20 protein-coding genes are annotated in these 26,936 nt (G+C 45.3%); 6 read left to right on the forward strand and 14 right to left on the reverse strand.

Going from position 1 to position 26,936, the window contains the following annotated elements; genetic code table 11:
* Positions 1 to 37 precede the first annotated feature (37 nt).
* Positions 38 to 1,675: an eicosapentaenoate synthase subunit PfaD gene (pfaD, locus tag CWO13_RS19580; protein WP_107899297.1), complete on the forward strand. Its 1,638-nt coding sequence runs from the start codon at positions 38 to 40 to the stop codon at positions 1,673 to 1,675.
* A 97-nt stretch (positions 1,676 to 1,772) separates the two neighbouring features.
* Here the strand turns inward: pfaD and hflX are convergent, their stop codons facing one another.
* The 11 genes from hflX to prmB form a co-directional block, all read right to left on the reverse strand.
* Positions 1,773 to 3,140: a GTPase HflX gene (hflX, locus tag CWO13_RS19585; RefSeq protein WP_048661485.1), complete on the reverse strand. Its 1,368-nt coding sequence runs from the start codon at positions 3,138 to 3,140 to the stop codon at positions 1,773 to 1,775.
* A 225-nt stretch (positions 3,141 to 3,365) separates the two neighbouring features.
* Positions 3,366 to 4,511, reverse strand: a complete 1,146-nt coding sequence (locus CWO13_RS19590) for a S8 family serine peptidase (RefSeq protein ID WP_108020809.1) — start codon at positions 4,509 to 4,511, stop codon at positions 3,366 to 3,368.
* Positions 4,512 to 4,651: 140 nt separating this feature from the next.
* On the reverse strand, positions 4,652 to 5,764 hold the full coding sequence (locus CWO13_RS19595; protein ID WP_019824809.1) for an ABC transporter ATP-binding protein: 1,113 nt from the start codon (positions 5,762 to 5,764) through the stop codon (positions 4,652 to 4,654).
* Between the two features lie 6 nt (positions 5,765 to 5,770).
* Entirely contained in the window at positions 5,771 to 6,628 is an 858-nt protein-coding gene (locus tag CWO13_RS19600) for a carbohydrate ABC transporter permease (RefSeq protein WP_048661487.1), read from the reverse strand.
* A complete protein-coding gene (locus tag CWO13_RS19605; RefSeq protein ID WP_009848503.1) occupies positions 6,625 to 7,563 on the reverse strand; it encodes a carbohydrate ABC transporter permease in 939 nt (312 codons plus the stop codon). Before CWO13_RS19605 ends, CWO13_RS19600 begins: the two co-directional genes overlap by 4 nt.
* Positions 7,564 to 7,744: 181 nt before the next feature.
* Positions 7,745 to 8,992 (reverse strand): ABC transporter substrate-binding protein, encoded by a 1,248-nt coding sequence (locus tag CWO13_RS19610; RefSeq protein WP_048664276.1) that lies wholly within the window; start codon positions 8,990 to 8,992, stop codon positions 7,745 to 7,747.
* Between the two features lie 110 nt (positions 8,993 to 9,102).
* Positions 9,103 to 10,548 carry an ATP-binding protein gene (locus CWO13_RS19615; RefSeq protein ID WP_108083418.1) on the reverse strand — a complete coding sequence of 482 codons (1,446 nt, stop codon included), beginning with the start codon at positions 10,546 to 10,548 and terminating at the stop codon, positions 9,103 to 9,105.
* Between the two features lie 44 nt (positions 10,549 to 10,592).
* Positions 10,593 to 11,321 carry a response regulator gene (locus CWO13_RS19620; RefSeq protein ID WP_048661490.1) on the reverse strand — a complete coding sequence of 243 codons (729 nt, stop codon included), beginning with the start codon at positions 11,319 to 11,321 and terminating at the stop codon, positions 10,593 to 10,595.
* A gap of 157 nt (positions 11,322 to 11,478) precedes the next feature.
* Positions 11,479 to 12,936, reverse strand: a complete 1,458-nt coding sequence (locus CWO13_RS19625) for a protein adenylyltransferase SelO (protein ID WP_102432843.1) — start codon at positions 12,934 to 12,936, stop codon at positions 11,479 to 11,481.
* Positions 12,937 to 13,415: 479 nt separating this feature from the next.
* Positions 13,416 to 14,057: a LysE family translocator gene (locus CWO13_RS19630; RefSeq protein WP_102432844.1), complete on the reverse strand. Its 642-nt coding sequence runs from the start codon at positions 14,055 to 14,057 to the stop codon at positions 13,416 to 13,418.
* Positions 14,058 to 14,313: 256 nt separating this feature from the next.
* Complete coding sequence (prmB, locus tag CWO13_RS19635; RefSeq protein ID WP_017060640.1) at positions 14,314 to 15,246, reverse strand: 50S ribosomal protein L3 N(5)-glutamine methyltransferase; 933 nt, start codon at positions 15,244 to 15,246, stop codon at positions 14,314 to 14,316.
* Between the two features lie 62 nt (positions 15,247 to 15,308).
* On the opposite strand from prmB, the gene smrB reads away from it, so the two are divergent.
* Complete coding sequence (smrB, locus tag CWO13_RS19640; protein WP_102432845.1) at positions 15,309 to 15,839, forward strand: endonuclease SmrB; 531 nt, start codon at positions 15,309 to 15,311, stop codon at positions 15,837 to 15,839.
* Between the two features lie 107 nt (positions 15,840 to 15,946).
* Here smrB and sixA read toward each other — a convergent pair whose 3' ends face one another.
* Positions 15,947 to 16,411 (reverse strand): phosphohistidine phosphatase SixA, encoded by a 465-nt coding sequence (gene sixA / locus CWO13_RS19645; protein ID WP_048664281.1) that lies wholly within the window; start codon positions 16,409 to 16,411, stop codon positions 15,947 to 15,949.
* A gap of 305 nt (positions 16,412 to 16,716) precedes the next feature.
* Here sixA and CWO13_RS19650 point away from each other — a divergent pair, with 305 nt between their 5' ends.
* The gene (locus CWO13_RS19650) at positions 16,717 to 19,494 is read left to right on the forward strand and encodes an insulinase family protein (RefSeq protein WP_108083419.1); all 2,778 of its coding nucleotides are present in this window, start codon (positions 16,717 to 16,719) and stop codon (positions 19,492 to 19,494) included.
* 380 nt (positions 19,495 to 19,874) lie between these two features.
* On the opposite strand, the gene fadJ is transcribed toward CWO13_RS19650, so the two are convergent.
* On the reverse strand, positions 19,875 to 22,091 hold the full coding sequence (gene fadJ / locus CWO13_RS19655; RefSeq protein WP_170960914.1) for a fatty acid oxidation complex subunit alpha FadJ: 2,217 nt from the start codon (positions 22,089 to 22,091) through the stop codon (positions 19,875 to 19,877).
* Positions 22,091 to 23,398 (reverse strand): acetyl-CoA C-acyltransferase FadI, encoded by a 1,308-nt coding sequence (fadI, locus tag CWO13_RS19660; protein ID WP_048607862.1) that lies wholly within the window; start codon positions 23,396 to 23,398, stop codon positions 22,091 to 22,093. Before fadI ends, fadJ begins: the two co-directional genes overlap by 1 nt.
* 552 nt (positions 23,399 to 23,950) lie before the next feature.
* On the opposite strand from fadI, the gene CWO13_RS19665 reads away from it, so the two are divergent.
* The 3 genes from CWO13_RS19665 to CWO13_RS19675 all read left to right on the forward strand — a co-directional run bounded on the left by CWO13_RS19665 (position 23,951) and on the right by CWO13_RS19675 (position 26,768).
* Positions 23,951 to 24,499 (forward strand): sigma-70 family RNA polymerase sigma factor, encoded by a 549-nt coding sequence (locus CWO13_RS19665; RefSeq protein ID WP_017060646.1) that lies wholly within the window; start codon positions 23,951 to 23,953, stop codon positions 24,497 to 24,499.
* Positions 24,492 to 25,220, forward strand: a complete 729-nt coding sequence (locus tag CWO13_RS19670; RefSeq protein ID WP_102432847.1) for a DUF3379 domain-containing protein — start codon at positions 24,492 to 24,494, stop codon at positions 25,218 to 25,220. Before CWO13_RS19665 ends, CWO13_RS19670 begins: the two co-directional genes overlap by 8 nt.
* Before the next feature lie 297 nt (positions 25,221 to 25,517).
* Complete coding sequence (locus CWO13_RS19675; protein ID WP_102432848.1) at positions 25,518 to 26,768, forward strand: outer membrane protein transport protein; 1,251 nt, start codon at positions 25,518 to 25,520, stop codon at positions 26,766 to 26,768.
* Positions 26,769 to 26,936 lie beyond the last annotated feature (168 nt).

Below are 26,936 nucleotides of genomic sequence, written 5' to 3' on the forward strand. Positions count from 1 at the left end.
CCGCCATTAGAGACAGAGAATTAGGAAAGAATTTAGTATGACAACTCAAACTACTATCAATAACGAAAAGCTATCTCCGTGGCCTTGGCAGATCGAAGAGAACACAACGCGTTTCGATAGCGCGGCAATGTCGACAATCTTGAAAGATCTAAGCCTTGCTTGTTACGTCGTGAACCACCCAGAAAAAGGCTTAGGCGTTAGCCAACAAGCAGAGATTACATCGGGCAATTCAGCAAGCTCTGCTAACAGCCAACCTGTTAGCGCATTTGCTCCGGCTCTTGGTACTCAAAGCCTAGGCGACGAAGATTTTCGTCGCTGCCACGGCGTAAAATACGCTTACTACGCAGGTGCAATGGCAAACGGTATCTCATCAGAAGAGTTGGTGATAGCGCTTGGCCAGGCAGGCATTCTTTGTTCATTTGGCGCGGCGGGCTTAATCCCGTCTCGCGTTGAGCAAGCGATCAACCGTATTCAAGCAGCACTGCCAAACGGTCCTTATGCGTTTAACCTGATTCACAGCCCAAGCGAACCCGCTCTAGAGCGCGGCAGTGTAGAGCTGTTTTTGAAGCACAAAGTGAAAACCGTTGAGGCTTCAGCCTTCTTAGGTTTAACTCCGCAAATCGTTCACTACCGTGCCGCTGGCCTTAGCCGTGATGCGCAAGGTGAAATCCAGATCGGTAACAAAGTCATCGCAAAGGTGAGCCGTACTGAAGTCGCAAGCAAATTCATGCAGCCGGCTCCTGTGAAAATGCTGCAAGCTTTGGTTGAAGAAGGTCGAATCACAGCAGAACAGATGGAGCTAGCACAGCTGGTTCCTATGGCTGATGACATTACCGCAGAAGCCGATTCTGGTGGTCACACCGATAACCGTCCACTGGTTACGCTACTGCCAACGATTCTTGCACTGAAAGAGCAAATCCAAGCACAGTACCAATTCAAAACTCCGCTACGTGTCGGTTGTGGTGGTGGCGTAGGTACGCCTGACGCTGCTCTAGCGACGTTTAACATGGGTGCTGCTTACATTGTTACCGGTTCAATCAACCAAGCGTGTGTTGAGGCTGGCGCGAGCGAACACACACGTAAGCTGCTTTCGACAACTGAAATGGCTGACGTGACTATGGCTCCAGCAGCAGACATGTTCGAAATGGGCGTGAAGCTGCAAGTGGTTAAGCGCGGTACCTTATTCCCAATGCGTGCGAACAAGCTGTACGAGATCTACACACGTTACGACTCGATTGAAGCGATTCCAGTTGAAGAGCGTCAAAAGCTAGAGAAGCAAGTATTCCGTTCAACACTGGATGATATTTGGGCTGGTACTGTGGCGCACTTTAACGAGCGCGACCCTAAACAGATCGAACGCGCTGAAGGCAATCCAAAACGCAAAATGGCGTTGATCTTCCGTTGGTACTTGGGTCTTTCTAGCCGTTGGTCAAACACAGGCGAACAAGGTCGTGAGATGGATTACCAAGTATGGGCAGGCCCGGCACTTGGCGCATTCAACGCGTGGGCGAAAGACAGCTACCTAGACGATTACCAACAGCGTAATGCCGTCGATCTTGCTAAGCATTTGATGCACGGTGCTGCGTACTTGGCTCGTGTTAATCTTCTTACCTCACAAGGTATCAAGCTTGATCCAGAGCTAGCACGTTGGAAGCCGACGCAAAGAATGGCATAGGCATTTCAATACAGAGTTAATTAAACTCAACGAATAAAAAAAGCGACCTTATCGGGTCGCTTTTCTTTTGGTCATTCTTCTTAAGCTAGCTAAAAGATTAAGATTTCTGCATACGCTTTTTCAAGCGTGCCAAATCAATCGCGCTTGAGCGAACGGTCAACTTAATACACTCGTAGTCGTACTCTTCTTTTACCACACTCATGTTTGAGCGAATCTCACCAATGATGCCTTGGCCAGAATAAGGAATCGTGATCTCTTCTTCGATCATGCCTTCTTCAGCAACACCAACGATGTACTTGTGCAGTTTCGTGATATCCAGAGGATCACGAGTTGATGTTAGCATCGCATCTGGGAATTCTTCGATAAGCTCTAATTGCTGCTCTTCAGTCAATCTATCGCACTTATTCAGCACTAATAGTTTTTCGCTGCCTTCTACACCCACTTGAGCTAATACGTCGTGTACCACATCAAGTTGTGCGCGGAATGAAACATCAGAAGCATCAACGACATATAGCAGCAATGAAGCATCATGCGCTTCTGCTAGCGTAGAGTGGAACGAAGCAACCAGATCGTGTGGCAATTTCTTGATGAAACCCACTGTATCCGAAACCAGAATACGCGGCTGAGTAATTGGTTGCAGCGCACGCACCGTGGTGTCTAGCGTTGCGAACAGTTTATCCTCACCCACCACTTCGGTTGCGGTCATTGCACGCATCATCGAAGATTTACCGGCATTGGTGTAGCCAACTAAAGCAACAGTGAAAAGCTCCGCGCGCCTTGTGCGTCGGGTCTTCATTTCATCTTGTACGCTTACTAGCTCACGCTTAAGCGCAGCAATTTGGTCACGTACGTTACGACGGTCTAGCTCTAATGAAGTTTCACCTGCGCCCTGACCCATTTGACGCTCTTTATCACCCTCAGCCGTTTCACGAAGTCGTGGCACTAAGTAGTTTAGACGAGCGATATCAACTTGCAGGCGAGCAGTACGAGTACGAGCGTGACGGCTAAAGATTTCGATGATGATGCCAGTACGGTCAAATACTTCCACACCCAAACTAGCCTCAACAGTGCGCAGTTGAGATGGGCTTAAATCACAGTCAAAGACAACAACATCGGCAGCGCCGTATTGAAAGTCGCCCGTTGGAAGATCATCAAAATCTAACTCGTCGATTTCTGAATCAAACAGGCCCGATTCATCAAGGAAGTCTTCATCTTCTGCTTCTTCAATCGAACCTTGGTAACCGGTTAGATGAGCAATTTCCGCAAGCTTACCAGCACCCAACACGTTTTGTCGTTGAGTTGAACTGTGGTGCTGCGATTGAGTACCAACCACTTTAAACCCTAGGGTTGTTACTAAGCGAGCAAGTTCGGCAAGAGACTCTTTTGCTTCGTCACCTTTGAAGTCCGGTGTCGTAATAGAAATAAGTAAAGCGTTACTAGCTGAGGGTTTTGCTGTTAGTTTCATGTATTCTTCTGTTTATGCACCAAAGTGCAACCTAGTATTTGGTCTAAAGTTGAGTCGATCCTACGCGTTTCTACGTCAGCTTTATATAGCCACATCACACTAAATATCAGCTTTGATGATAATTAACTGTCTACTCGATGATTATTCACAATAAAAAACGACCCATCAGGTCGCTTTTTATTGCCTACAACGGCATTTTTATACCTACTTAAACTATCAAACAAGTTAATTACTCACTGCAATAGGGTCAGGAGATCCGTCGGGATCATTATTCACATCTCCATCCAAAGAGAATGAGCCTCCGGTGGCTAACAGTACTCCACAAAAGTGAGGAGCCGCCATTGAGGTACCATTGTAAGAAACCGTTCCTCCGCCCGTTTTGGTCGATAACACATCGACTCCAGGTTGAGCGTAATCTACATCAGAGCCATAATTGGAAAAGTAAGCGAAATTATCGTTAGATTCGCCAAATGCGGAAATAGTAAATATATTCGTGCCGTTGGTACTCGCTGGCGTAAACCCACTGGCATCCTGCCCTGAATTACCCGCTGCGATTGAGAAAAATATCCCTTGGGTAGCGGCTGTTTTAATCGCGCTATCCAAGGCGGCTGAATATCCGGCTCCTCCCAAACTCATATTGGCACAGTCACCAGAGTCACCATAGCGAGCAACATGATCAACACCAGCAATAACTCCGGACATTGAACCACTACCACTATTATCCAGAACTCGAACAGGGATCACTTCCACACCGGGCGCAACACCAATGACATCAAAGCCATCGTCGTAAGCTCCTATCGTTCCTGCTACATGCGTGCCGTGACCATTACCATCGCTAGTATTATTTTTCTTACCGCGAGTAAAGTTTGCCCCTCGAGATTTGTTTACATTTAAATCTGGGTGGTTACTGTCAATACCCGAGTCTATAACCCAAGCAACAGATGAGGAATTACTCATATCAACAGTACCACCTTTGACTCTGGTTACACCCCAAGGAACCTGTTGAACAGCCCGCTCAACACTATCTCCACCTCCGCCTCGATTAGGTTTCCCCCCTCGTGGCAAAGCGTACATGACGATATCAGGCTCAATGTAATCAATCTCGGGGAACCTATTTTTAAGACCTTTGAGAGCTTGCTCTGGGACCTTAAGAGAAAACCCTTTCAAGGCGTGGCTATATTGATGGCCGATCACACCGTGTCCTTTAGCAACTTCACGCGCGATATCATTCGCCCGAGATTCCGATACACTCTCTTTTAAAACGACAATATAACTGTCTCTCAAATCATGATTAACAACAGCAGATACAGGAGAGGAAAGAAGAGCAAGTGACATTGCTCCTGCAAATATTTGGACTCTCATTACAGACATCCTTTTTCCAAAAATTAATATCTCATTAAGCATAGGCGCTAATGAGTTTTTTATCACTAATATGACAGCTGAGCTGTCCTGATACAAAAACACCCCATCCAATGATGAGGTGTTTGGTGAAACTAACTTGCTAGCAACACTTAGAAATCAATTCTCGCTTCCGTCTGAGCATCAAAGAATACTGCTTTGGATAGGTCAAAATGCAGTGGTGCCATTTGACCAACCGATACCTCAAATTCCGGTGACAAGCGACACGCGACTTCTTGATCGTTCACTTTGACCATCGCGATGGTATCGGGCCCTGTCGGTTCCAATACCTCTAGCTGTAAGTCTAGCTTTGTTGAGGCAGAGACATCATCGCTTTCTTGTTCGGTAATGTGTTCTGGACGCAACCCAATCACCAACTCTTTGCCATCTTGGTCGCGCATACTTTGTGGCAAACGAATGTGGTGTTCTTGATCTGCGGTACCAACCACTTTAATTATCGGATTCTGTTCCTCATCCAAGTCCACCATAGTTTTAATGAAGTTCATTGATGGTGAACCCATAAAGCCCGCCACAAACATGTTGTTTGGCTTGGTGTAGATCTCTTGTGGCGTACCGAGTTGCTGTAGCTCACCGTCTTTCATTACTGCGATGCGATCCGCAAGAGTCATAGCTTCGATCTGATCATGGGTTACATAAACAATCGTGGTATTCAGCTTCTGGTGCAGACGTTTAATCTGATGGCGCATTTCAACACGCAGCTTGGCATCCAAGTTAGAAAGCGGCTCATCAAACAGATACAGCTTAGGACGACGAGCTAGAGCACGTCCCATCGCGACACGTTGACGCTGACCACCAGAAAGCTGCGACGGTTTACGATCCAGCAACTGTTCGATTTGCAGCATTTCCGCCACTCGGTTTACCTCTGCATCAATCTCGTCTTGTGGCATCTTGCGAATCTTCAAACCGAAGGCGATATTACCGCGTACCGTCATGTTTGGGTAAAGCGCGTACGACTGAAACACCATAGCAATATCGCGATCTTTGGGCTCAACTTGTGCCACGTCGACACCATCAATCACGATTTCACCCGAGCTAATATTCTCTAGCCCAGCAATGGTGTTCATTAGGGTCGATTTTCCACACCCCGAAGGGCCGACAAGTATCAAAAATTCCCCCGAATCGATACTGATGTCGATGCCCTTTAACGTTTCGTTGTCCGCGTTGCGATAGGTTTTACGGATCTGTTTTAAATCTAATGTTGCCATGGGTAATTATCCTTTTACTGATCCTGCCGTTAGGCCACGAACAAAATATTTTCCTGCGAAGACATACACCAGCAGCGTTGGCAGTGCGGCGATGATCGCGGCAGCCATATCGACGTTATATTCTTTAACGCCAGTGCTGGTGTTGACTAAGTTGTTTAATGCCACAGTGATCGGCTGAGTTTCTGAGCCGGAATAGACCACCCCGAACAAGAAATCATTCCAGATTGCGGTGAACTGCCAGATCACCGTCACCATGATGATTGGCGTGGAGATCGGTAATAAGATCTTAAAGAAAATCGTAAAGAAGCCCGCCCCATCTAGCTTTGCCGCTTTGATCAATTCATCAGGAATCGAGATATAGAAGTTACGGAAAAACAGAGTCGTAAACGCCATGCCGTAGATAACGTGCACAATCACCAATCCGATAGTTGTGTTTGCTAAACCCATTTTGCCGAGCATGGTTGCCATTGGCAGCAGCACAACTTGGAACGGAATAAAGCAACCGAACAACAACAAACTAAAGAACAGGTTTGAGCCTCGGAATTGCCACTTAGTAACCACATAACCATTGAATGCGCCGAGCAATGTTGATATCGCTACAGCAGGAATCACCATTTGGAACGAGTTCCAGAAGTAGCCTTTGATGCCTTCACATTTCACGCCAGTACAAGCGGTATCCCACGCTTTATACCAAGCATCAAACACCCACTCTTTCGGTAAGCTCATCAAGTTACCTGCCTTTATGTCTGGCAGAGTTTTGAATGAGGTCAGTACCATTACGAACAGTGGCATTAGGTACACTAAACAGAAGAAAAGCAGTGCTGAATAGATAAACATTCGAGCAAAATTGATGTTATTCATCATGACTTTTTCTCCCTAAGTTCAGAGTAAAGATAAGGCACGAGAATCGCTAAGATACCGGCAAGCATCATCATGGCACTGGCAGCACCTAGGCCGATCTGTCCACGAGTGAATGAGTGTGCGTACATAAATAGCGCTGGAAGATCCGATGAATAACCCGGGCCACCTGCTGTCATTGCCGTCACAAGGTCGAAGCTCTTAATCGCAATGTGTGACGTGATGATCACCGCGCTGAAAACCACAGGGCGCAAGCAAGGCAGAATGATTTTGAGATAAATAGTGGGTAAGCTTGCCCCATCGATTTGCGCAGCTTTAATGATCGAAGAATCGATACCACGCAAACCCGCTAAGAACATCGCCATCACGAAGCCCGATGATTGCCAAAGTGCTGCGATAACCAAGGTATATACCGACATTTCGGAGTCGACTAGCCAATCAAATTTGAAGTCAGTAAATCCCCAGTCTTGCATCAACTTTTCAATGCCAAGACCTGGGTTAAGGATCCACTTCCACGCCGTACCTGTCACGATGAATGACAGCGCCATTGGGTAGAGATAGATGGTGCGAATCGCCCCTTCTTGACGGATATTCTGGTCAAGCAATACCGCTAAACCGACACCAAGCAAGATAGCAATCGCCATAAATAGAAAACCAAATACGCCGAGGTTGGTGATTGAAGTGATCCAGCGATCGTTGTCCATCAGCTTTTCATATTGGGTTAAACCAACGAAGTTGAAGCTCGGTAGAAATCGAGAGTTAGTGAACGACAACGCTGCCGTCCAAAAAATGTAGCCGTAGATACACACCACGGTCACTAACGCGGTCGGCGCTAGCACAATCTTAGGTAGCCAATGTTGCAACCTGTCAGCAAAACTCGGTTTCGGTGCAGGCTGGCTCCTTGTGGGTTTTGGAGTCGACTCAGTCAAAACATGCTCCATAACTTATCCTTGTTGCACAATCGAGCCAATGGCTTACCTTTCGGCACCACATCAGCATCACACATATCAGAATTGGGAGTGAAGAGTAGATAGGCTCCCTACGAGCCTACCTACCCTGGGGGTTTGGTAAAGCAACACAACCCGTCACTCACGTGCGTTGTGTGTCGCTTATCAAGTTAGATTAGATAGCCGCTTTCACTGCTTTCGCTAACTTAGCTGCCGCTTCTTTTGGATCGGCATCTTTCTCATTGAAGAAGTTGGTTACCACGTCGTAAATTGCGCCTTGCGCGTAACTTGTCGTCGCTAGGCCGTGAGCCATACTCGGAACAAGGTCACCAGATTCCGCACTCGCTTTGAAGGTTGCCATAGAGTCCAACGCACATTGGTCGAACTTAGACATATCCATATCGAGACGTACAGGGATAGAACCTTTGTTTAGATTAAAGACTTCTTGGAAATCTTTAGTAAGAATGGTTTTTGCTAGGTCTTGTTGCGCTTTTTGGTTCTCTTTGTCACTTAGTTCAAAGAACGCAAAGCTATCGATGTTGAAAGTGAATTGGCCATCAGTACCCGGAGCCGGTGCACAGATGTAGTCTTTACCCGGTACTTTACCTGCTGCAGTAAACTCACCTTTCGCCCAGTCACCCATGATCTGCATCGCTGCTTCACCATTGATAACCATTGAAGTTGCGACGTTCCAATCACGACCCGGAGAGTTGCTGTCGATATAGTCACGCATCTTTTTAAACTTGGTGAATACTTCCACCATTTTGTCGCCAGATAAAACGTCCATATCAAGATCAACGAACGCTTTGTTGTAGTCTTCACTGCCTAGTACATCAAGCGCCACCGCTTCGAAGACTGTCGCGTCTTGCCAAGGTTGACCACCGTGAGCCAGTGGAATGAAGCCAGCCGCTTTGATCTTATCTGCCGCCACGAAGAACTCATCTAATGTGGTTGGAACCGTAACGCCTGATTTTTCTAAAACAACAGGGTTAGCCCAAAGCCAGTTAACACGGTGAACGTTGACAGGAACCGCCACATATTCTCCGTCCCACTTCATCACTTTAGTGACAACCTCTGGCAGTAACTCATCCCACTGTTCTTGTTTTGCTGTTGCATCGAGAGACGTCAGAAAACCTAAACCACCCCACTCTTGAATATCATGACCTTTGATCTGCGCAGCAGATGGTGGGTTACCTGATACTGCTCGCGTTTTCAAAACGGTCATCGCACTTTCACCGCCGCCACCAGCAACAGCGAAATCTTTCCAAGTATGACCTTGTTCTTCAATCATCTCTTTCAGTACCGCAGCGGATTTTGCTTCACCACCGGCAGTCCACCAGTGAAGCACTTCCACTTCACCAGCTTGAGAAAATGTTGAGGCAGCAAGAAGAGATAGAGTAAGTAGGGTTTTATTGATTTTCATTATTATCTTCCATGTTTAGCGGACTCGACGTCCGGTTCAATACAGAGTCTACTTATTCTGATTTGTAAGATTGAAACAAAAGGTAAGCTCAATGTAACACAATTGTTACATTACACTTCTAGGCCTCTAGGGATATAGACTTTGGCTTCTAAGCCGCCTTGAGGGGAGTTACGAATAATGAGATCTCCGCCGTGTCCGTGCAGGATATTTCGGCAGATCCCGAGCCCTAAACCGTGTCCTTGGTCGTCGGTGGCAAGCCTAAAGTAAGGTTCAAACACCAACTCTAACTTGCCTTCAGGGATACCTTTTCCGTGGTCTTGAATCGTCACGATAACCCACACCGAATCACTGTTGATACCGACCTCAGCTGATGTTCCATATTTCACAGCATTGTCGATAAGGTTGGTTAGCACACGTTTAATGGCTAATGGTTTGGCGACTAGCGGTTCAACCACAGTGGGCTCAAACTCAACCAAGGTTTGATGTTGGTTGTGCAATTCAATCACAGAGAGCATCATCTCATTGAGGTCGATAATAGCGTTGTTTTCGTGAAGGTCAGTATCTCTTACCGCTTGTAATGCACCTTTGACCATCATCTCCAGCTCATCCAAGTCTTTATTGAATTTGTCTTTCTTTACTTCACTCTCCAACAATTCAGCCCGCAATCTAAGACGTGTTATTGGTGTCTTTAAATCATGAGAAATAGCAGAGAAAAGGTGCTCACGGTCGGCAACATAACGGCGAATCCGCTGCTGCATGCGGTTGAATGCTTGGGTTGCGGTAACCAGTTCTGTCGCACCTTCTTCGTTAAGTGGAGGCTGCTGAATATCCATGCTCATTTCGTTGGCTGCCCTTGCTAGCTTTTTAAGCGGGCGAACTTGGCGGCGAATCATTAAGTAGGTCAACACCAATAGAATCAGCGTTGAAGAGAGCAAAAAGATCACCTGTTCACGACCAAGAATGGTGTCATCAAGTTTTACATAGGGAGCTGGTAACAGTGCGGCAATATACACCCATTCGTGACTGGCTAGCTCTATCTGAACAATCAAAATAGGTGGATTAAGAGGTTCTAACGTTAAAGTATGATGTGCCCACGATCGCGGGAGATCGCTTAAATATATGTCATTTTTAAGCAAACGGAGATGTTCAGGGCGAGAGAAATCAACACGGACTGATTCCACTTTATTGAGCTTGCTACTCAAAACACTTTCTATCGCTTCTATCGAGGCGGTTTTTAAGCGAGTATCGGGGATCGATTCAACAATCAAAGCCTCTTTATTGAAAGAGACAAAAAATCGCGTGCCACCCATATTTCGAATTTGGTCTAACACGATGTGGCGATATTTGACGGGTAAAGACTGAAAGAAAGTCACCGTTGAAGCAAACATGTTCGCCATGCTAGATGAGGCTGAGCGAATCCCTTCCAGTTCTTTATGTTTAGATTCGCTATACCAAATAGAGGTTGCGATACCTTGAGCAATCACCACCGCTAACAGAGTCAACAACAAGGTTCTTGCGACCAAGGAATTTGGTTTTAATCGACTTAACCATTTCATACGAGATACTTCATTAGCATTACTTGATAAACATTAGATCATGCTCAGTGCTCATACTGAACAGGCACAGCGAGAATATAGCCATTGCCACGCATGGTTTTGATGTAGTGAGGGTATTTGCCGCTGTCGCCCAATCGGCTTCTCAGACGACTAAGCTGCACATCAATGCCTCGTTCAAAAGGCAACGCTTCGCGGCCTCTGGTAGCGAAAGAGATGGTGTCACGGTCGAGAACTTCGTTAGGACGAGTTAAGAACAGCATCAACAGAGAAAAGTCACTGCCCGACAAGTCCATCTCTTCTGAGTGTTCATTGTGGGAAATTCGATGTGCGAGCGTATCAAGCGTCCAATCACCAAAAATAATCTGCTTTGGCAGTGCATCACTCGGCTTGTCATCCACCACTTGAACACGGCGCAATAACGCTTTGATACGCGCCATTAACTGACGTGGACTAAACGGCTTGGCAATATAATCATCGGCACCAATTTCCAACCCGATAATCTGGTCGGTTTCATCCGACACCGCAGTCAGCATGATAATAGGCACATTCGATTGCTTACGGACACGTTGACACAAGGTAAAGCCATCGTCACCGGGCAGCATCACATCAAGCAGAATCAGATCCGGGTAACCTTGGTTTTGCAGATGAGTTTCTAGTTCAACACCGTCTCCCACCGAAGAAACATCGAAACCAGATTTTGTGAGGTACTCTTCCAGCAGCTCGCGGATTTCTTGATCATCATCCACTACGAGAATTCGAGTATTTGTTGGCATCGCCCAAACCTATTAAATTTACAACTTATTCACATAGTGTATAGGCTGGCCGATTGTTTGATTATTGACATGTTTGTAAAGTTAGAAGAACGAACAGATAAAGATCACAACTTAGTGACCTCTACCTGTACTTAGCGACTCACAGAATCATAGAAGGTTAAGAGGAACAGCTAATTTCCATGGCCTTGCCCCACTCTGGCGGCAAGGCGGCAAGGTGTTCGTAGTCAGGATGTTCCGCATAAGGGTCTGCCAGCACCACCATTAGTGCATCAATATCGCTGCTATCACCGCGCTCAGCTTTATCTATCGCCAGTTGAGCAAGGTAATTTCTGAGGATGTATTTCGGGTTTACCTGCCTCATCTTTTCACAGCGCTCTACAACTGAACACTCCTCAAGTTCACAACGTTGCAAGTAGTTATCCACCCACAGCTTCGCAGCATCACGATCGATAACTAAATCAATCACCTCCTGTGGTGGCAAGGTGTCCAAGTTCGACAACGTTCTAAAGAACCTTGGATAATCAACTTTGTTTTGCGACATTAACTCGAACATAGATTCAAACAAGCGGCTGTCACCTTCTTGTTTCGAAAGTAGCCCCAACTTACGACGCATCAGCTGACTAAAGTAACCATTCATTTGCGGTTCGTATTGTTCAAGTGCCGCTTCTAAGTCAGCCCTCTCTATCAACGGTGACAACGAGTGTGCCAATGCAGATAAATTCCACATACCAATTCTAGGTTGTTGATTGAACGCGTAACGACCTTGGTAATCCGAATGGTTACAGATCAAACGAGGGTCATATTCATCAAGGAAAGCGAACGGGCCGTAATCGAAGGTTTGTCCGATGATTGACATGTTATCCGTATTCATCACGCCGTGAGCAAAACCATTTGCTTGCCACAACGCAATCATCTCCGCGGTACGATCGACAATTTGATTAAACATGGCTGCGTATGGCTTTTCTTCTTCAAGACACTCTGGGAAGTGCCATTCGATGACTTTATCAGCCAACAACTTATGCTCAGCTAACTGATTGGTATAAAAAAGATGTTCAAAGTGGCCAAATCGAATGTGAGATTCTGCAGCACGCACCAGTAATGCGCCCCATTCTTGTTTCTCTCGGTAAACCGGCGTGTCACTGGTCATCATGGCTAATGCACGTGTGGTTTGGATATTAAGCCCTGCCATTGCTTCGCTACACAGATACTCACGAACCGTTGAACGAATAACCGCACGGCCATCGCCCATACGTGAATATGGCGTTTTGCCTGCACCTTTAAGGTGTAAGTCGAACGTTTCACCGCTTTTAGCGACAACTTGTGCCAAAAGTAGCCCTCTTCCATCACCTAAGTCGGGATTATAAGAGCCAAACTGGTGGCCTGCGTATTTCATTGCTACAGGCGAAAACGGCTCAGGTTCAACATTGCCAGATAACGTCTCAAGCAGCTCTTCGGAGGCGTCATCAAATGACGGAAAACCGAGTTCATCCGCAAGGTTATGATTCCATGCAAGCCATTGAACATTGTTTAGCGGTGTAGGTTGAATTGGGGTATAGAACAGTCGAGGTAATGCCGTAAATCGATTGTTAAATGAAATAGAATCCCAGAGAGACATGAGCGGTACACTGTAGATAAAAGATGATTTAAGATTATCACAGTTTGATAACAACTTCAGATGAGGTTACGTGATGAACTTGTTAGAGAAGATTGCTTAGCTGTTTTACGAAGGGAAAAAGCTAAGTGGCTAGACTGATGAGAAGAGCCACATTTACGAGAGTAAGAGTTCTGACTTTGAAGACTTTTTGAAAAGTGTATTCATAATAAAAACTGAAAATATAGAGCCGAAAAATAGGCTACATTAGAGCAAGAATACCCAGAAGAGAAAGGGTAGAGAAAATCCAAGTACGACTGATTACGCCAAAATTACTGTGTTGAATCATTTCTTGATGCTGCATATGTCTCTCCTTGAGAACGTGATGGTGTAACTACAATATATCGGCTTTTCACCAAAAGCGGCAAGCACATTAATATTAACCTTTTATGACAGCATTAAGAATTTTCTGTAACTATTCAGCCCTTTGATAAATAAAAAAGTTATGCTCGGCTTGTCGTCGAAAGCAGCGCGCCTGCACCAATAAACACGCCCCCTGTAACACGATTGAAGACCTTAGCTCTGCCCTTCGCAAATAGCCAGTTTGACGACTTCGCACCTAAATACGCGTACACCAATAGCCAAGACAACTCCATCACAGCAAAGGTTAAAGCAAACACGGTAAACTGGGGAAGCAGAGCGATCGACGGGTCAATAAATTGAGGGAAAAGTGCGGTAAAAAACAGGATAGCTTTGGGGTTACTCGCGCCAACAATAAAGCCACTTAGGTAATGTTGCGCAGCGCTTTCTTTAACAGATTTAGAATCGGCTTGTTGACTAGATAGCTTGTCATAATCTTGCTGACTGGAACGCAGAGACTTCCAACCAAGGTAGATTAGGTAAGCGGCACCGGTCCATTTAATAACGTTAAACACCACTTCAGACGACGCAATGATCACCCCTAAGCCGGTAAACGATAGGGTTAGAATGCCAGTAATCGCAGTTAAGCTGCCCAGCGCGGTAAATATCGATAATTTAAAGCCTGATTGCACGCCTTTAGTCATGCACAACAAAGAGCTTGGGCCTGGTGATGCCGTTAAGATCAGCACCGCTAATAAGTAATAAATCCATGTATCTAAGCTCATCGTGAATTCTCCTTAACTCACTAAAACGACCAAACATTAAGCATCAATATCTAATAACCTATCATATTAATCAACTAAATATTGAGCTGAACGTCTTCGATATAAATACAAACATCCTTAATCTAGGCAATAAAAAACGCCATGCATTGCTGCACGGCGTTTAAATAAAAACGTTTCAAATCGAACGTCTTACTAGATTTCAGTCTCTAAGCTTACAACCCGATGATCGGGTCAACAACTCAATAGCCGACACAACCTAGTCTTTGTAGATAGAGAACTCATCGGCGCAAGCAACAAGCTGCTCACGAGTGATCATGAATACGCCGTGGCCACCGTTAGAGAATTCAATCCAAGTGAATGGAATCTCTGGGTACTGATCCATCATGTGAACCATTGAGTTACCCACTTCACAGATAAGAATACCGTCATCAGTTAGGTAATCTGGTGCGTTAGCTAAGATGCGACGAACCAATTTCAGACCATCTGTACCCGCAGCTAGGCCAAGTTCTGGCTCATGAGTAAACTCATCTGGCAGGCTGTTCATATCTTCTTCATCCACATAAGGCGGGTTCGATACGATCAGGTTGTATTTCTCTTTTGGCAGATCACGGAAAAGATCTGAACGGATTGGGAACACTTGCTGCTCCATGCCGTGATCTTGAACGTTCTGTTCTGCAACTTGCAGTGCGTCTGTAGAGATATCAATCGCATCTACTTCAGCGTCAGGGAATGCGTGAGCACATGCAATAGCAATACAACCACTGCCCGTACACATATCCATGATGCGAGTTGGCTCTTCAGTTAACCAAGGTTGGAACTGAGCTTCAATCAGCTCACCAATTGGAGAACGAGGCACAAGAACGCGCTCATCAACGAAGAACTCAAGACCACAGAACCAAGCTTTGTTGGTTAGGTAAGCTGTTGGTGTACGATCATTAATACGCTTGATTACGCGCTCAACAATACGCAGACGCTCGCTACTCGTTAGACGAGAGTTCATCACATGCGAAGGAACATCAATCGGCAGATAAAGAGTAGGTAAGATAAGTTGTACTGCCTCATCCCACGCGTTATCAGTGCCGTGACCATAAAATAGGCCCGCTGCGTTAAAGCGGCTAACAGTCCAACGAATCACATCTTGAAGCGTGTGTAGTTCTGATACCGCTTCTTCTACAAAAATCTTATCCAAAATTGTCTCCGAAAAGCGCTACAATACTGCTAATTACGTTTCTAATTAGAATTCATAACCTGATGAGCAAAAAAGACACCGACTTCGATGACGATTTCGCCCTGTTCAACGATGCAGTAAAGGGCGTTAAAAAGTTGCAACAGGATACCATAGTCCAGCAGCCAAAAAGAAATCCCAAGCAAAAAGAAATTACTCGAACGGCAAGACAAGCCAGTGATAGCGAGTTTTATTTCTCGGATGAGTTCATTCCACACCTTAGCGAAGAGGGTCCGACACGCTATGCTCGCGATGATGTCTCGAAATATGAGGTAAAGCGCTTACGTCGTGGTGTCTACGTTCCTGATGTGTATCTCGATATGCATGGTATGACTCAACAAGAAGCTAAACGTGAGCTTGGCGCGATGATTGCGCACTGCGTGAAAGAAAGCGTAGCGTGTGCCTGTGTTCAGCATGGTATCGGTAAACACATCCTTAAACAGAAAGTGCCGTTGTGGCTAGCACAACACCCTGATGTGATGGCTTTCCACCAAGCGCCGTTAGAGTTCGGCGGCAATGGCGCACTATTGGTTCTGTTGTCGATTCCTGAGAAATAATTCTGGTTTTCGAATCCGCTCGACGTCAAAAACAACAAAGGGCATCTCAAATATTTGAGGTGCCCTTTTCACTTTGCTTACGAGAGACAACTTAGATTAAGCGTCGACTATGGATTGATATTCCAAAGTAACTCGCCTTTTTGTGTCTCAAGATTGAAGTCGATACACGCTAAGCCAGAAGTTGGAAACATAGGCGGTGCCATGCCTGTTGCAAACTCTGCTGTTAGGTAGCCCACTAGAGGTAAATGAGAAACAAATAAAATGGTCTCTAGTTTTTCTACTTCAGCCATTGCCACGGTCAAATCAAACACATCGTCGGACATTCCATAAGGCGTAATATCATCACAGGTTTCTACTTTCTTTCCAGAAAACACCTGAGAGATCTCTAACCACGTTTCTTGTGCCCTCAAATATGGGCTCACAAGTACTTTATCGAACTGGCTGATGCCCTGCTCGTTTGCAGCTTGAGCCACCGCAAGAGACGCCATCTTACCGCGCTTAGTTAACGCTCGTTCTGCATCCGAGTTAGCAAAATGTTCTGCTTCACCGTGGCGCATTATGAATATTTTCATGTTCAGTCCTGTCTACGTAACATTTCGAAAGTCGATATATCCCATATCAGCGATACGCTACTTAGCGTTTGGCCCTCAATCCAGAGGGAGCCGCAGTCTATATAAATAATTATATCAAGTCACTTGCTAAAGAGTTCGACTTTCTTAACAATCTTGTTAAAAGAAAATAAATTACTGATAAAAATCGATAAAAGTGATTTAGAAATCACCAAAAAGCACTTCATATCCCAAAATATGATCACAAGGTTTGCACGCCGAATCATCGGGTACATAATTTAAAAACCACCTTCTCTGGAGATGCTCCTGTGCACTTAAGCCCAAATGATGAACATCAATACCGCTACATAACCTTAAATAATGGGTTACGTGTACTGTTAGTTCAGGATCAAAATGCTCAAAAAGCAGCAGCCGCATTAGCCGTCAATGTGGGGCATTTTGATGACCCTATAGACCGAGAGGGTTTAGCTCACTACTTAGAGCATATGCTATTTCTAGGAACTGAAAAGTATCCAAAGGTCGGAGAGTTCCAAAGTTTTATCAGCCAACATGGCGGCAGTAACAATGCTTGGACAGGAACAGAACACACCTGCTTCTTTTTTGATGTTGAATTGAATGCCTTTGAAACCGCACTCGATCGCTTTAGCCAATTTTTTACCGCTCCGCTGTTCAACGAAGAAGCATTAGATAAAGAACGCCAAGCCGTTGATTCCGAATACAAGATGAAACTCAACGACGATTCGCGACGCCTGTACCAAGTTACCAAAGAACTGGTGAATCACAATCACCCATTCTCGAAGTTTTCTGTCGGTAATATCGATACGTTGGGCGACAGAAACGGCGAGACGATTCGACAAGAGATCTTAGCTTTCCACCAGCAACAATACTCGGCTGACTTAATGACGCTAACACTGTCTAGCAATCAGTCTTTAGATGAAATGCAAAGCTGGGTTGAGGGTCGCTTTAGCTCGATCACCAATCACAACCTACAAGGCAAGAAGGTTGAAGTACCCATTGTTGGTGAGTTAAGCACCGGCGTTCAAGTCCACGTTGAGCCAATTAAAGAAGTTCGCAAACTGATCTTAACCTTCCCTATGCCAAGCATGGACGAGCACTATGGCGTTAAACCATTGTCGTTCTTTGCCCATCTTTTAGGTTACGAAGGTGAAGGCAGTTTGATGATGCAACTTAAAGAGAAAGGTTGGATAACATCCCTCTCTGCGGGTGGTGGCGCGAGCGGCAGTAACTACCGTGATTTCACAGTCAGTTGCTCGTTGACCATTGAAGGTTTAACCAAAACCGATAACATCATCCAAGCGATATTTCAGTACATCAAATTAATCGAGCAACAAGGCATAGAAGAGTGGCGCTACCTAGAAAAACGTGCCGTATTAGAGTCTGCTTTCCGCTTTCAAGAGCCAGCAAGGCCACTAGATGTGGTTAGCCACCTTGTTATCAACATGCAGCACTATCAAGAGCAAGATGTGGTGTATGGCGATTACAAGATGTCGCATTTCGATGACGAGTTGCAACGCTCTTTGCTTCCTAACTTAACCGTCGACAACATGCGTGCGACCATTGTTGCTCAGGGATTCGAGTATGACAGAGAAGCGAAGTGGTATTTTACGCCCTACTCGGTCACACCATTTAGCGCTGAACAAGTTCAATGCTTTGCATGCATTAACCCCGGTTGGCAGTTTGAACTCCCAAGCAAAAACCCGTTTATTTGCTACGATCTAGACCCAACTGAACTCGAAGGTGACGCTAAGTTCCCACAACTGTTAGAAGAGCTCGATGGCTTTAAGCTATGGCACCTGCAAGACCATCAATTTCGAGTACCGAAAGGGGTGGTGTATGTTGCTATCGACAGCCCACACTCAGTCGCTAGCCCAAGAAATATCGTTAAAACGCGCTTGTGTGTAGAAATGTTCTTAGACTCGCTCGAAAAAGATACCTATCAAGCTGAAATCGCCGGAATGGGTTACAACATGTATACCCATCAGGGCGGCGTTACACTCACACTTTCTGGATTCAGCGAGAAGCAACCACAATTGCTCAATATGATCCTTGAACGCTTTCAAGCACGCGACTTTAGTCCAACACGCTTCGAAACGATTAAGCATCAATTGCTAAGAAACTGGAATAATGCGTCGCAAGACCGCCCTATTTCGCAGCTGTTTAATGCGATGACAGGGATACTTCAGCCAAATAACCCGCCCTATTCTGTATTAATTGAAGCGCTGGAAACGATAGAGGTCGATGAACTCTCTTCTTTTGTTCAAGCAATCTTGGCTGAACTGCACGTAGAAATGTTTGTGTATGGCGACTGGAAAAAAGCCGACGCACATAAAATGGCGGAAACGCTAAAAGATGCCCTACGTGTTCAAGACCAAGCCTACGAAGAGTCATTGCGCCCGTTAATTATGCTAGGTGAAAACGGCAGCTTCCAGCGTGAAGTGGTGTGTAACCAAGATGATTCGGCAATCGTGGTTTATTACCAGTGCGCTGATATTTCTCCTAAAAACATTGCGCTGTATTCATTGGCGAACCATTTGATGTCAGCCACCTTCTTCCATGAGATCCGTACCAAGCAGCAGCTAGGTTACATGGTCGGCACAGGTAATATGCCACTCAACCGACACCCAGGTATTGTGTTGTATGTACAATCACCGAATGCTGCTCCAGCAGACTTATTAGCCTCGATAGATGAGTTCCTCAATGCCTTCTATATGGTGTTGTTAGAGCTTAACGACTACCAATGGCACAGCAGTAAACGCGGTCTCTGGAATCAGATTTCGACACCAGATACGACTTTGCGAGGACGTGCTCAACGCTTATGGGTTGCGATAGGCAACAAGGACTTGGAATTCAATCAGAGAGAGCGTGTGTTGGAAGATCTTAAAGGGTTAACTCGCTCAGACATGATGCGTTTTGTGGTCAGCCAACTAAAACCACGCACCGCAAATCGTCTGATTATGCATGCGCACGGTAATGCCCATTATGAGGAAGAGAAGTTGTCGGCAGGTGTGGAGATTGGCTCTATTGATGAGTTTCAGTTGCGCCCGAAAGATACTGAGCTTGGTTGATAAGAGTGTTTTAGAAATCAAAGGTTGATGTGAAAGCATCAACCTTTTTTATTGGTCGAACATAAAGCAGATCTCCTATTACGCTCCTTCGTCGCTTTAGGAGATGACGTTAGTTTCAATTGCAATGCATTTAGCCATAATTTCCCTATTAACACTAATAGCTTACTTTCATCTGTCTTTCGTCATTCCCAAGAGGAAGGAACGACCGAGTTGGGAATCTCCCGACACACCGATAATATCTGGTAAAACACACCTCTCCCCGTAATTCCCTAGAAGGAAGAATGACGGAGTCGGGAATCTCATCCCTTCCACACTGTTCATAAAACAAAAAGCCCACATCAATCGCTTGATGTAGGCTTCGTAATCAATGAGTTAGAGAGTTACTTATAAAAAGACTCATCCAAACCAGCACGCGTCAGTAGGCCATCACATGGCGCGAAACGATCACCGTACTTCACAGCAAAATCGTTCATCATCTCAACCAGTGACTTAATACCGATTTGGTCCATGTAACGGAACGGACCACCTAAAAACGGAGGGAAACCGATACCGAAAATAGCACCAATATCGCCATCACGAGGGCTACGGATAATACCGTCATCTAGACAACGAACCGCTTCGTTTAGCATCGGTAACACACAGCGCATTGCAATATCGTTATCGCTCAGCTTAGGTTCAGGTTGCAGTTTAAGCAGCTTGTAAACTGACTTGTCGACTTCCTTCTTTTTACCCTTGTAGGTGTAGAAACCTTTACCACTCTTACGACCTTTACGGTTGTCATTCAAAAGAATATCGAACACGTCTGGGCCTTGGAAACGATCGCCAAGTTCATTTACTAGAATAGGAATAATCTTCGCGCCGATATCCACACCGACCTCATCTAATAAGGTAATTGGGCCGACCGGGAAACCGAAGTCCAATAAGGTGCTGTCGAGCTTTTCAATCGGCTCGTTCGCTAGTAACAAATGCGCAGCTTCATTCATGTACGGAGCAAGAATGCGGTTCACATAAAAACCTGCTGTGTCTTTAACAACAATCGGCGTCTTGCCTTGCTTCTTCGCTAATGCCACAACCGTTGAAATCGTCTCTTCTGAGGTTGTTTCATGAGGAATTACTTCTACTAGCGGCATTTTTTCTGCTGGGCTGAAGTAGTGAAGACCGACCACATTTTCTGGTCGCTGCGCCTTCTCTGCAATCTTATGGATTGGCAGTGATGAAGTATTCGTCGCGAAAATCGTGTCTGGCTTGGCATTGGCTTCGATGTCCGCAACCATTGATTGCTTAAGGTCGAGATCTTCAAATACCGCTTCAATCACCACATCGGTGTGGTTAAAGCTTGTAAAGTCGATACCACCAGAAAGCTGAAGCATCTTACCTTCAAGACCAGCTCGGCTCAGAATGCGACGCTTACGCTGCTTATCGAACAACTTGAAGTTGTAGTTCAGCGCGTTCAGAACGCCTTCATTTGATACGTCTTTAATACGAACCGGTACTTTCGCTTTTGCAACGCTTACATGACTAATACCTGCGCCCATAAGGCCGCCACCCAGTATACCAACACGCTTAACGGCCTTTGGCTCTGCGTCTGCGCCATGTTCTTTTTTCATTTCGGTGGTTGCAAAGAAAATCGAACGAAGGGCTTTTGACTCAGAGGTCATCACTAGTTCAGAGAAACGCTTCGCTTCGTACTGAAGGCCTTTATCAAAGCCGTTCTCTAGGCCATAACGAATGACGTCTAGAATCGCATCTGCTGCTGGGTAATTTCCGCGTGTTTTCTGATTCGTCTTCTTTGAAGCCTGTTCAAAAATCACTTTGCGACCAAGACCCGTGCGTGAAATCAGCTTTTCTTTAGTCGACGCTTGGCTTTTCGACGCCAGACGCTTACCTTTTTTACTGCCCGTATTCTTTTCAACAAAGCTTTTTGCTACTTCAAGCAAAATGGTATCAGGGACACAAGCATCCACAACACCAAGTGATTTCGCTTTCTTAGCGCGCAGTTGCTTGCCCGTTAGGATTAGATCGAGTGACGGTAGCAAACCAATCAAACGAGGAAGACGCTGCGTACCACCAGAACCTGGTAATAAACCTAGTTGCACTTCAGGTAGACCAAGACGCGTCTTATCTGAATCAGTACATACACGGTAATCACACGCCAGTGCGAGCTCTAAGCCACCACCTAAACATGGGCCGTGAATCGCTGCAACAACTGGGTATGGAAGATCAGATAATGCTTGGAACATCTCTTGACCTTGGCGAGCTAAAGACTGCGCTTCATCAGCGGTTTTACAAGCATCCAGCATTCTTACATCAGCGCCAGCGATAAAGTTATCTGGCTTAAGAGAATGAACGATTAAGCCCTTAACTCGGCTCTGCTTTTCTTTGAGTTGCTCGAAGATCGCTTTCATTTCTTCAGCAAAAGCCGCTTGTAGCGTGTTCATTTTCTCGTTTGGCACATCAATCGCCAACCAAGCAATATCTTGGTCATCGATGTTAAGAGAAAATGCTGTCGTTTTCTTTTGGGTTGATTCAGTCGCAGACGTTGAATCTGGTTGAGCCACTGTTTCTTTTTCTGTTGTTGCATCAAGAGTCGTAGACATTATTCTACCTCCAAGATCATTGCTGCACCTAAACCACCAGCCGCACACGCTGTGTTAAGTGCCAAGCCGCCACCGCGACGTTTCAGTTCACGTAATGTTTGAGTCATCATTCGCGCACCAGTTGCCGCAAACGGGTGTCCGTAAGCAATTGAGCTACCCAGCACGTTGAACTTCTCCATATCAATCTCACCGATCGCTTTGTCACGGCCAAGATTCTTCTGAGCAAACTCATCGCTCGCAAACATTTTTACATTCGCAAGAACTTGCGCTGCAAACGCTTCATGCATCTCGATCAGTGTTAGGTCTGACAACTCTAGACCCGTATTCTTCAATACTTGAGAGGTCGCGTAAGTCGGCCCCATCAACATATCCGTTTCAACACCAATCGCTGAGAATGCGTAGCCACGAATATAGCCAAGCACTTCTAAGCCTAGCTCTTTCGCTTTGCCTTCGCGCATCAACATCACTGCTGCGCCGCCATCGGTAAGGGGCGTAGCATTGGCTGCCGTTACACTGCCGTACTTTCTGTCAAAAGCAGGGCGTAGCTTAGCGTAGCCTTCAACTGTTGAGTCGTGGCGAATGTTGTTGTCTTCCGCTAGGTACTTTTTGTAAGGCGCCGGGAATGCTGTCATCACTTCGTCTTTGATCTTGCCTTCTTTCCATGCTTGAGAAGCCAAAGAGTGAGAACGGTGAGCAAGTGCGTCTTGAGCTTCGCGAGTAATACCATGTGTCTTCGCCATCTGCTCAGCCGTTTGTCCCATGGATAAACCGGTCGAGTACTCTGCAACAGCAGGCGGCACTGGCATCAAATCTTTTACTGAAAGCGTTTTAAGAATCTTCAGCTTTTGACCCATAGTTTTCGTTTTACTCAGCGCTAATAGATTTGCCGCTAACTTTTTCGAAACACCGATTGGCAATACAGAAGAAGAGTCCGCACCGCCCGCAATACCGACATCAATCGTGCCAGCCATAATGCTTTCGGTCACGTTAACTGCCGCTTGGAAGCTGGTCGCACATGCTCGTGTGACACTGTAGGCATCGGTATTGATGTCCATGCCTGTGCCCAACACGATTTCACGCGCAATGTTCGGCGCTTCTGGCATTTGCACGACTTGGCCGAACACAACTTGCTCGATAAGCGCAGGATCGACATCCGTTCTTGCAAGCATTTCGCTCACAACCATTTTGCCTAGGTCAACCGCAGGCACTTGGCTAAATTCTGTACTCTGACGAGCGAATGGGGTTCGTAATCCAGCGACAACGGCAACACGTTCTCCAGAACGCGTTTTGACTTCCTGTTTGCCCATGGTTTCTCCTTAAAGTTAAGAGGTCTGACCTGAAGCATTGTAAAGAAGTTGTTAATTAAATCAAACGAGCGTTTAAATAAACGTGATACGAGTATCTCACTGTTTGAAAATATAACTGCACATTCAGGCGAACCTTTTTGGGGGAAAGGTTGTCGTAAGAGACTAAACTATTGTAAGTAAATACTGTTATCGCTTTGTAGGGAATGGTTTTCTTGAGGTAAAAAAAAACCACACAAAGCTGTGTGGTCGGAATGTATATAAAGCAATTAACTTAGCGCCAATTGAAATAATCAGTTTCCTGATTAGGAGAAAGTAAAGTCAGCCTTCAAAAGGAAGTGTCGTCTTGCTCAACATGCTAGCCACGAATGACTAACTAGACGACAAGGTGTACTATAGCTTGTTCGAGGCCTTAGATTTTGAAGTAGATCAATTTTAATGTGATTTTACGATTTCCTGCCGATCGTTAGCTCTAAAAATATAAAAACAAAGCACAACGTATAGAGGACAGCTATACGCAGAGCAATTATGGAGGCTCGTGTGTCAATAATAAAAATGTTTGGAAAGAAAACAGCCAAGCGTCCGGTCAACTCTGATATGGACAAACAAAGAAAATACGAAGCACTCGTGCGTGCCTATCATCGTGACCTCTTTCGCTACGCCTATTGGTTATGCAAAGACAAAAGCATTGCCGAAGACTTAGTTCAAGAAACTTGCCTTCGTGCATGGAAGTCACTCGATAGCCTTCAAGATGAAAAAGCCGCTAAATCTTGGCTGATTACTATCTTGAGACGCGAGAACGCTCGACGATTTGAACGCAAACAGTTTGATCTGGTTGATATCGACGATCACGGTAATGATGCTAGTGTTAGCGATGACCCGCACCATCAGCATCAGTGGTTGCAAGCGCAGATCATGAAACTTGAAATCGATTACCGTGAACCGCTCTTCTTGCAAGTGATTGGTGGTTTTAGTGGTGATGAGATTGCCGATATTCTCGATCTCAACAAAAACACGGTGATGACACGTTTATTCAGAGCTCGAAATCAGTTGAAAGAGCTGTTGGATACAGAAGAGGCAGAGAGGGGGCAACATAATGGATGATTTGGAATTTCGTCGTCGTGTATTGTCGGAACCTAAACAACGTACACAAGATATTGTTGATGCAACCGCCAATAACGAAGCCAATAGTAATTTCTTAGACGATGTATTAGCGCTAGATAAACAGATCCACTCTGCGATGAATGTGGATGTGCCAGACGATCTTGCTGATCGCATTCTGTTCAATCAGACCTCAAGCGAAGAAAGCAAAGTGGTAAGGCCTACGTTTGCGAGAAGAGCAATGGCAATGGCTGCCTCGGTAGCATTCGTTGCAGGCTTATTAGTTGGCCAAGTAAATTGGGGCAACGCATTCGTTTCACCAGCTCAAGCTAGTTTGGTTGATACAGCGATGAAGCATGTTGTTGATGAAAAGAGTTTTGTTAGTTCCATCGATGAACAGGTCACATCGCAGCAAATCAACGCAAAAATGAACCCATTTGCTTTTCAGTTTGATGATGCTTTCCCTTACCACGTCTATTACCTAAACCACTGTGGCTTTGGTAAATCCAACGCAGTGCATATGGTCTTCCAAGGCGCAAAAGGCAAAGTAACGTTGTTTTTAACCGGTATTCCGACAGACAAACCTATCGACTTTGATGAAAAAGGCATGTCCGGCTCGGTAACACCCGTAGATGGCAGCAGCTTAATCCTTGTTGGTGAAAATGGTGAGGATGTTTCCAAAATCGCCGAAAAGCTGACAAAAATGATCAAACCGATGAGCTAATTCGCTCTTAAAGCCCCGTAATAAAAGGCCCAGCAATTATATCACTGATATTGCTGGGCTTTATTTATAAATAACCCGCCAAACCATTCACAAGACCAATAACTCTAGAGTTAAAACTCTAAAAAATAGCATTTCGCACCATTTTCGTGCCAGATAGGCGTCATTTCCATAATTTTCCACTCAAATTTCTCAATGGTCGGATTTGTATATCGTATACTTCCGAATAGGATCAGCCACCATTGAGCAATTGCTCGAATTAATCGCCCTGTAGAGGCGGATATATAAAGGAATAAATGAATGACTACCAACAACACGCGTCTGTTTAAAAAGTCTCTTTTAGCAGTAACAATTACACTGGCGTCTTCGCAAGCGATGGCAGCAGGTTTCCAACTTAACGCACAATCAGCAACCGGCCTTGGCCGTGCTTTCGCTGGTGATGCTGTAATCGCAGATAACGCGTCAGTAATGGCTCGTAACCCAGCTGCAATGTCAATGTTTGATAAAACTGAGTTATCTCTTGGTTTTGAAACAATCACTACAGACATTAAAGTATCTGATGCAACATACACTTCAGCAATGAACCCAATTAGTACTCCAACCTCATCAAACTACGATGACGCAGGCGGTACATCAGTTGCACCGAACATCCACCTTATCGTTCCAGTAAATGAAAAGTTTGCTTGGGGTGTAAATGCTTACTCGAATTTCGGTACATCTACAGACTTTGGTAGCGATTTTGCTGCTTCAGAATTTGGTGGTGAAACAGATATCATGAGCCTTAACTTCGGCCTTGCTGGTTCATACCGCTTGAACGACCAATGGAGCTTCGGTGCTGGTCTTGATATTATCTACGGTAAAGGTACGCTTAAACGTACGACAAGTAGTAACCTATCAGCAAATCCGAACAGTCCATTTAATGGCTTGAGCTTAGTTGATATCGACGGAGCTGATGGTTGGGGCGTTGGCTTCAACGTAGGTACTGTTTATGAGCTAGACGAAAACAATCGCTTCGGCTTATCTTACCGCTACAGCCCAGAAATCACAGCAGAAGATAGTAAAGGTCAGGAGATCAAACTTCCTCTACCAGATATGGCAGAATTCTCTGGTTACCACAAACTTGAAGATACCAAGTTTGCTGTGCACTACTCTCTGCAGTGGGTTGGTTGGAAAGCATTCGATAAAATTGAGTTCGGTGGTACAGCAACAACACCTGATGCCGCTTACGAGTGGAAAAATGCCGGTCACATCTCTGTTGGTACTACTTACTACCTAAACAACGACTGGGATCTACGTGCTGGTTACATGTATGACATCGCTGCACAAGATGACCTAAAATCAGTATCAGTACCTGATTCTGACCGTCAATGGTTCTCAGCTGGTTTCACATACCATATCGATACTGCATCTAACGTAGACTTTGGCTTCACTTACCTATTAGGTGAAGACGTTAAAAACGTAAATGAAAGTACACCTCTAGGCACATCTGTTTCAGCAACTACTCGTGCAGATGCAATCCTTCTAGGTCTACAGTACAGCCGTAGCTTCTAATATAATCGAAGTTATAAGTCTTAAAGGGTCGCTTTATGCGACCCTTTTTTATTGCCTAAGTCACTGACCCGCATCAATTTAAGCTTACAGCTGTAGCCTGCAAGACCAATATATGACTACAAGTGTACGCTCAAACTTCGCAACACAGCCGAAACATTTAGATTATTT

Origin of the sequence: Vibrio sp. ZF 223, assembly GCF_003050585.1 — a bacterium.
Lineage (GTDB): Bacteria > Pseudomonadota > Gammaproteobacteria > Enterobacterales > Vibrionaceae > Vibrio > Vibrio crassostreae.

What these genes read in the sequence shown, in the direction of transcription:
- sixA (WP_048664281.1), bottom strand. Translation starts at nt 16,411, where the DNA reads ATGAAAATATTCATAATGCGCCACGGTGAAGCAGAACATTTTGCTAAC.
- hflX (WP_048661485.1), bottom strand. Translation starts at nt 3,140, where the DNA reads ATGAAACTAACAGCAAAACCCTCAGCTAGTAACGCTTTACTTATTTCT.
- CWO13_RS19665 (WP_017060646.1), top strand. Translation starts at nt 23,951, where the DNA reads ATGTTTGGAAAGAAAACAGCCAAGCGTCCGGTCAACTCTGATATGGAC.
- CWO13_RS19670 (WP_102432847.1), top strand. Translation starts at nt 24,492, where the DNA reads ATGGATGATTTGGAATTTCGTCGTCGTGTATTGTCGGAACCTAAACAA.
- CWO13_RS19590 (WP_108020809.1), bottom strand. Translation starts at nt 4,511, where the DNA reads ATGTCTGTAATGAGAGTCCAAATATTTGCAGGAGCAATGTCACTTGCT.
- smrB (WP_102432845.1), top strand. Translation starts at nt 15,309, where the DNA reads ATGAGCAAAAAAGACACCGACTTCGATGACGATTTCGCCCTGTTCAAC.
- CWO13_RS19625 (WP_102432843.1), bottom strand. Translation starts at nt 12,936, where the DNA reads ATGTCTCTCTGGGATTCTATTTCATTTAACAATCGATTTACGGCATTA.
- CWO13_RS19630 (WP_102432844.1), bottom strand. Translation starts at nt 14,057, where the DNA reads ATGAGCTTAGATACATGGATTTATTACTTATTAGCGGTGCTGATCTTA.
- fadJ (WP_170960914.1), bottom strand. Translation starts at nt 22,091, where the DNA reads ATGTCTACGACTCTTGATGCAACAACAGAAAAAGAAACAGTGGCTCAA.
- CWO13_RS19600 (WP_048661487.1), bottom strand. Translation starts at nt 6,628, where the DNA reads ATGATGAATAACATCAATTTTGCTCGAATGTTTATCTATTCAGCACTG.
- CWO13_RS19610 (WP_048664276.1), bottom strand. Translation starts at nt 8,992, where the DNA reads ATGAAAATCAATAAAACCCTACTTACTCTATCTCTTCTTGCTGCCTCA.
- pfaD (WP_107899297.1), top strand. Translation starts at nt 38, where the DNA reads ATGACAACTCAAACTACTATCAATAACGAAAAGCTATCTCCGTGGCCT.
- fadI (WP_048607862.1), bottom strand. Translation starts at nt 23,398, where the DNA reads ATGGGCAAACAGGAAGTCAAAACGCGTTCTGGAGAACGTGTTGCCGTT.
- CWO13_RS19675 (WP_102432848.1), top strand. Translation starts at nt 25,518, where the DNA reads ATGACTACCAACAACACGCGTCTGTTTAAAAAGTCTCTTTTAGCAGTA.
- CWO13_RS19620 (WP_048661490.1), bottom strand. Translation starts at nt 11,321, where the DNA reads ATGCCAACAAATACTCGAATTCTCGTAGTGGATGATGATCAAGAAATC.
- CWO13_RS19595 (WP_019824809.1), bottom strand. Translation starts at nt 5,764, where the DNA reads ATGGCAACATTAGATTTAAAACAGATCCGTAAAACCTATCGCAACGCG.
- CWO13_RS19615 (WP_108083418.1), bottom strand. Translation starts at nt 10,548, where the DNA reads ATGAAATGGTTAAGTCGATTAAAACCAAATTCCTTGGTCGCAAGAACC.
- CWO13_RS19605 (WP_009848503.1), bottom strand. Translation starts at nt 7,563, where the DNA reads ATGGAGCATGTTTTGACTGAGTCGACTCCAAAACCCACAAGGAGCCAG.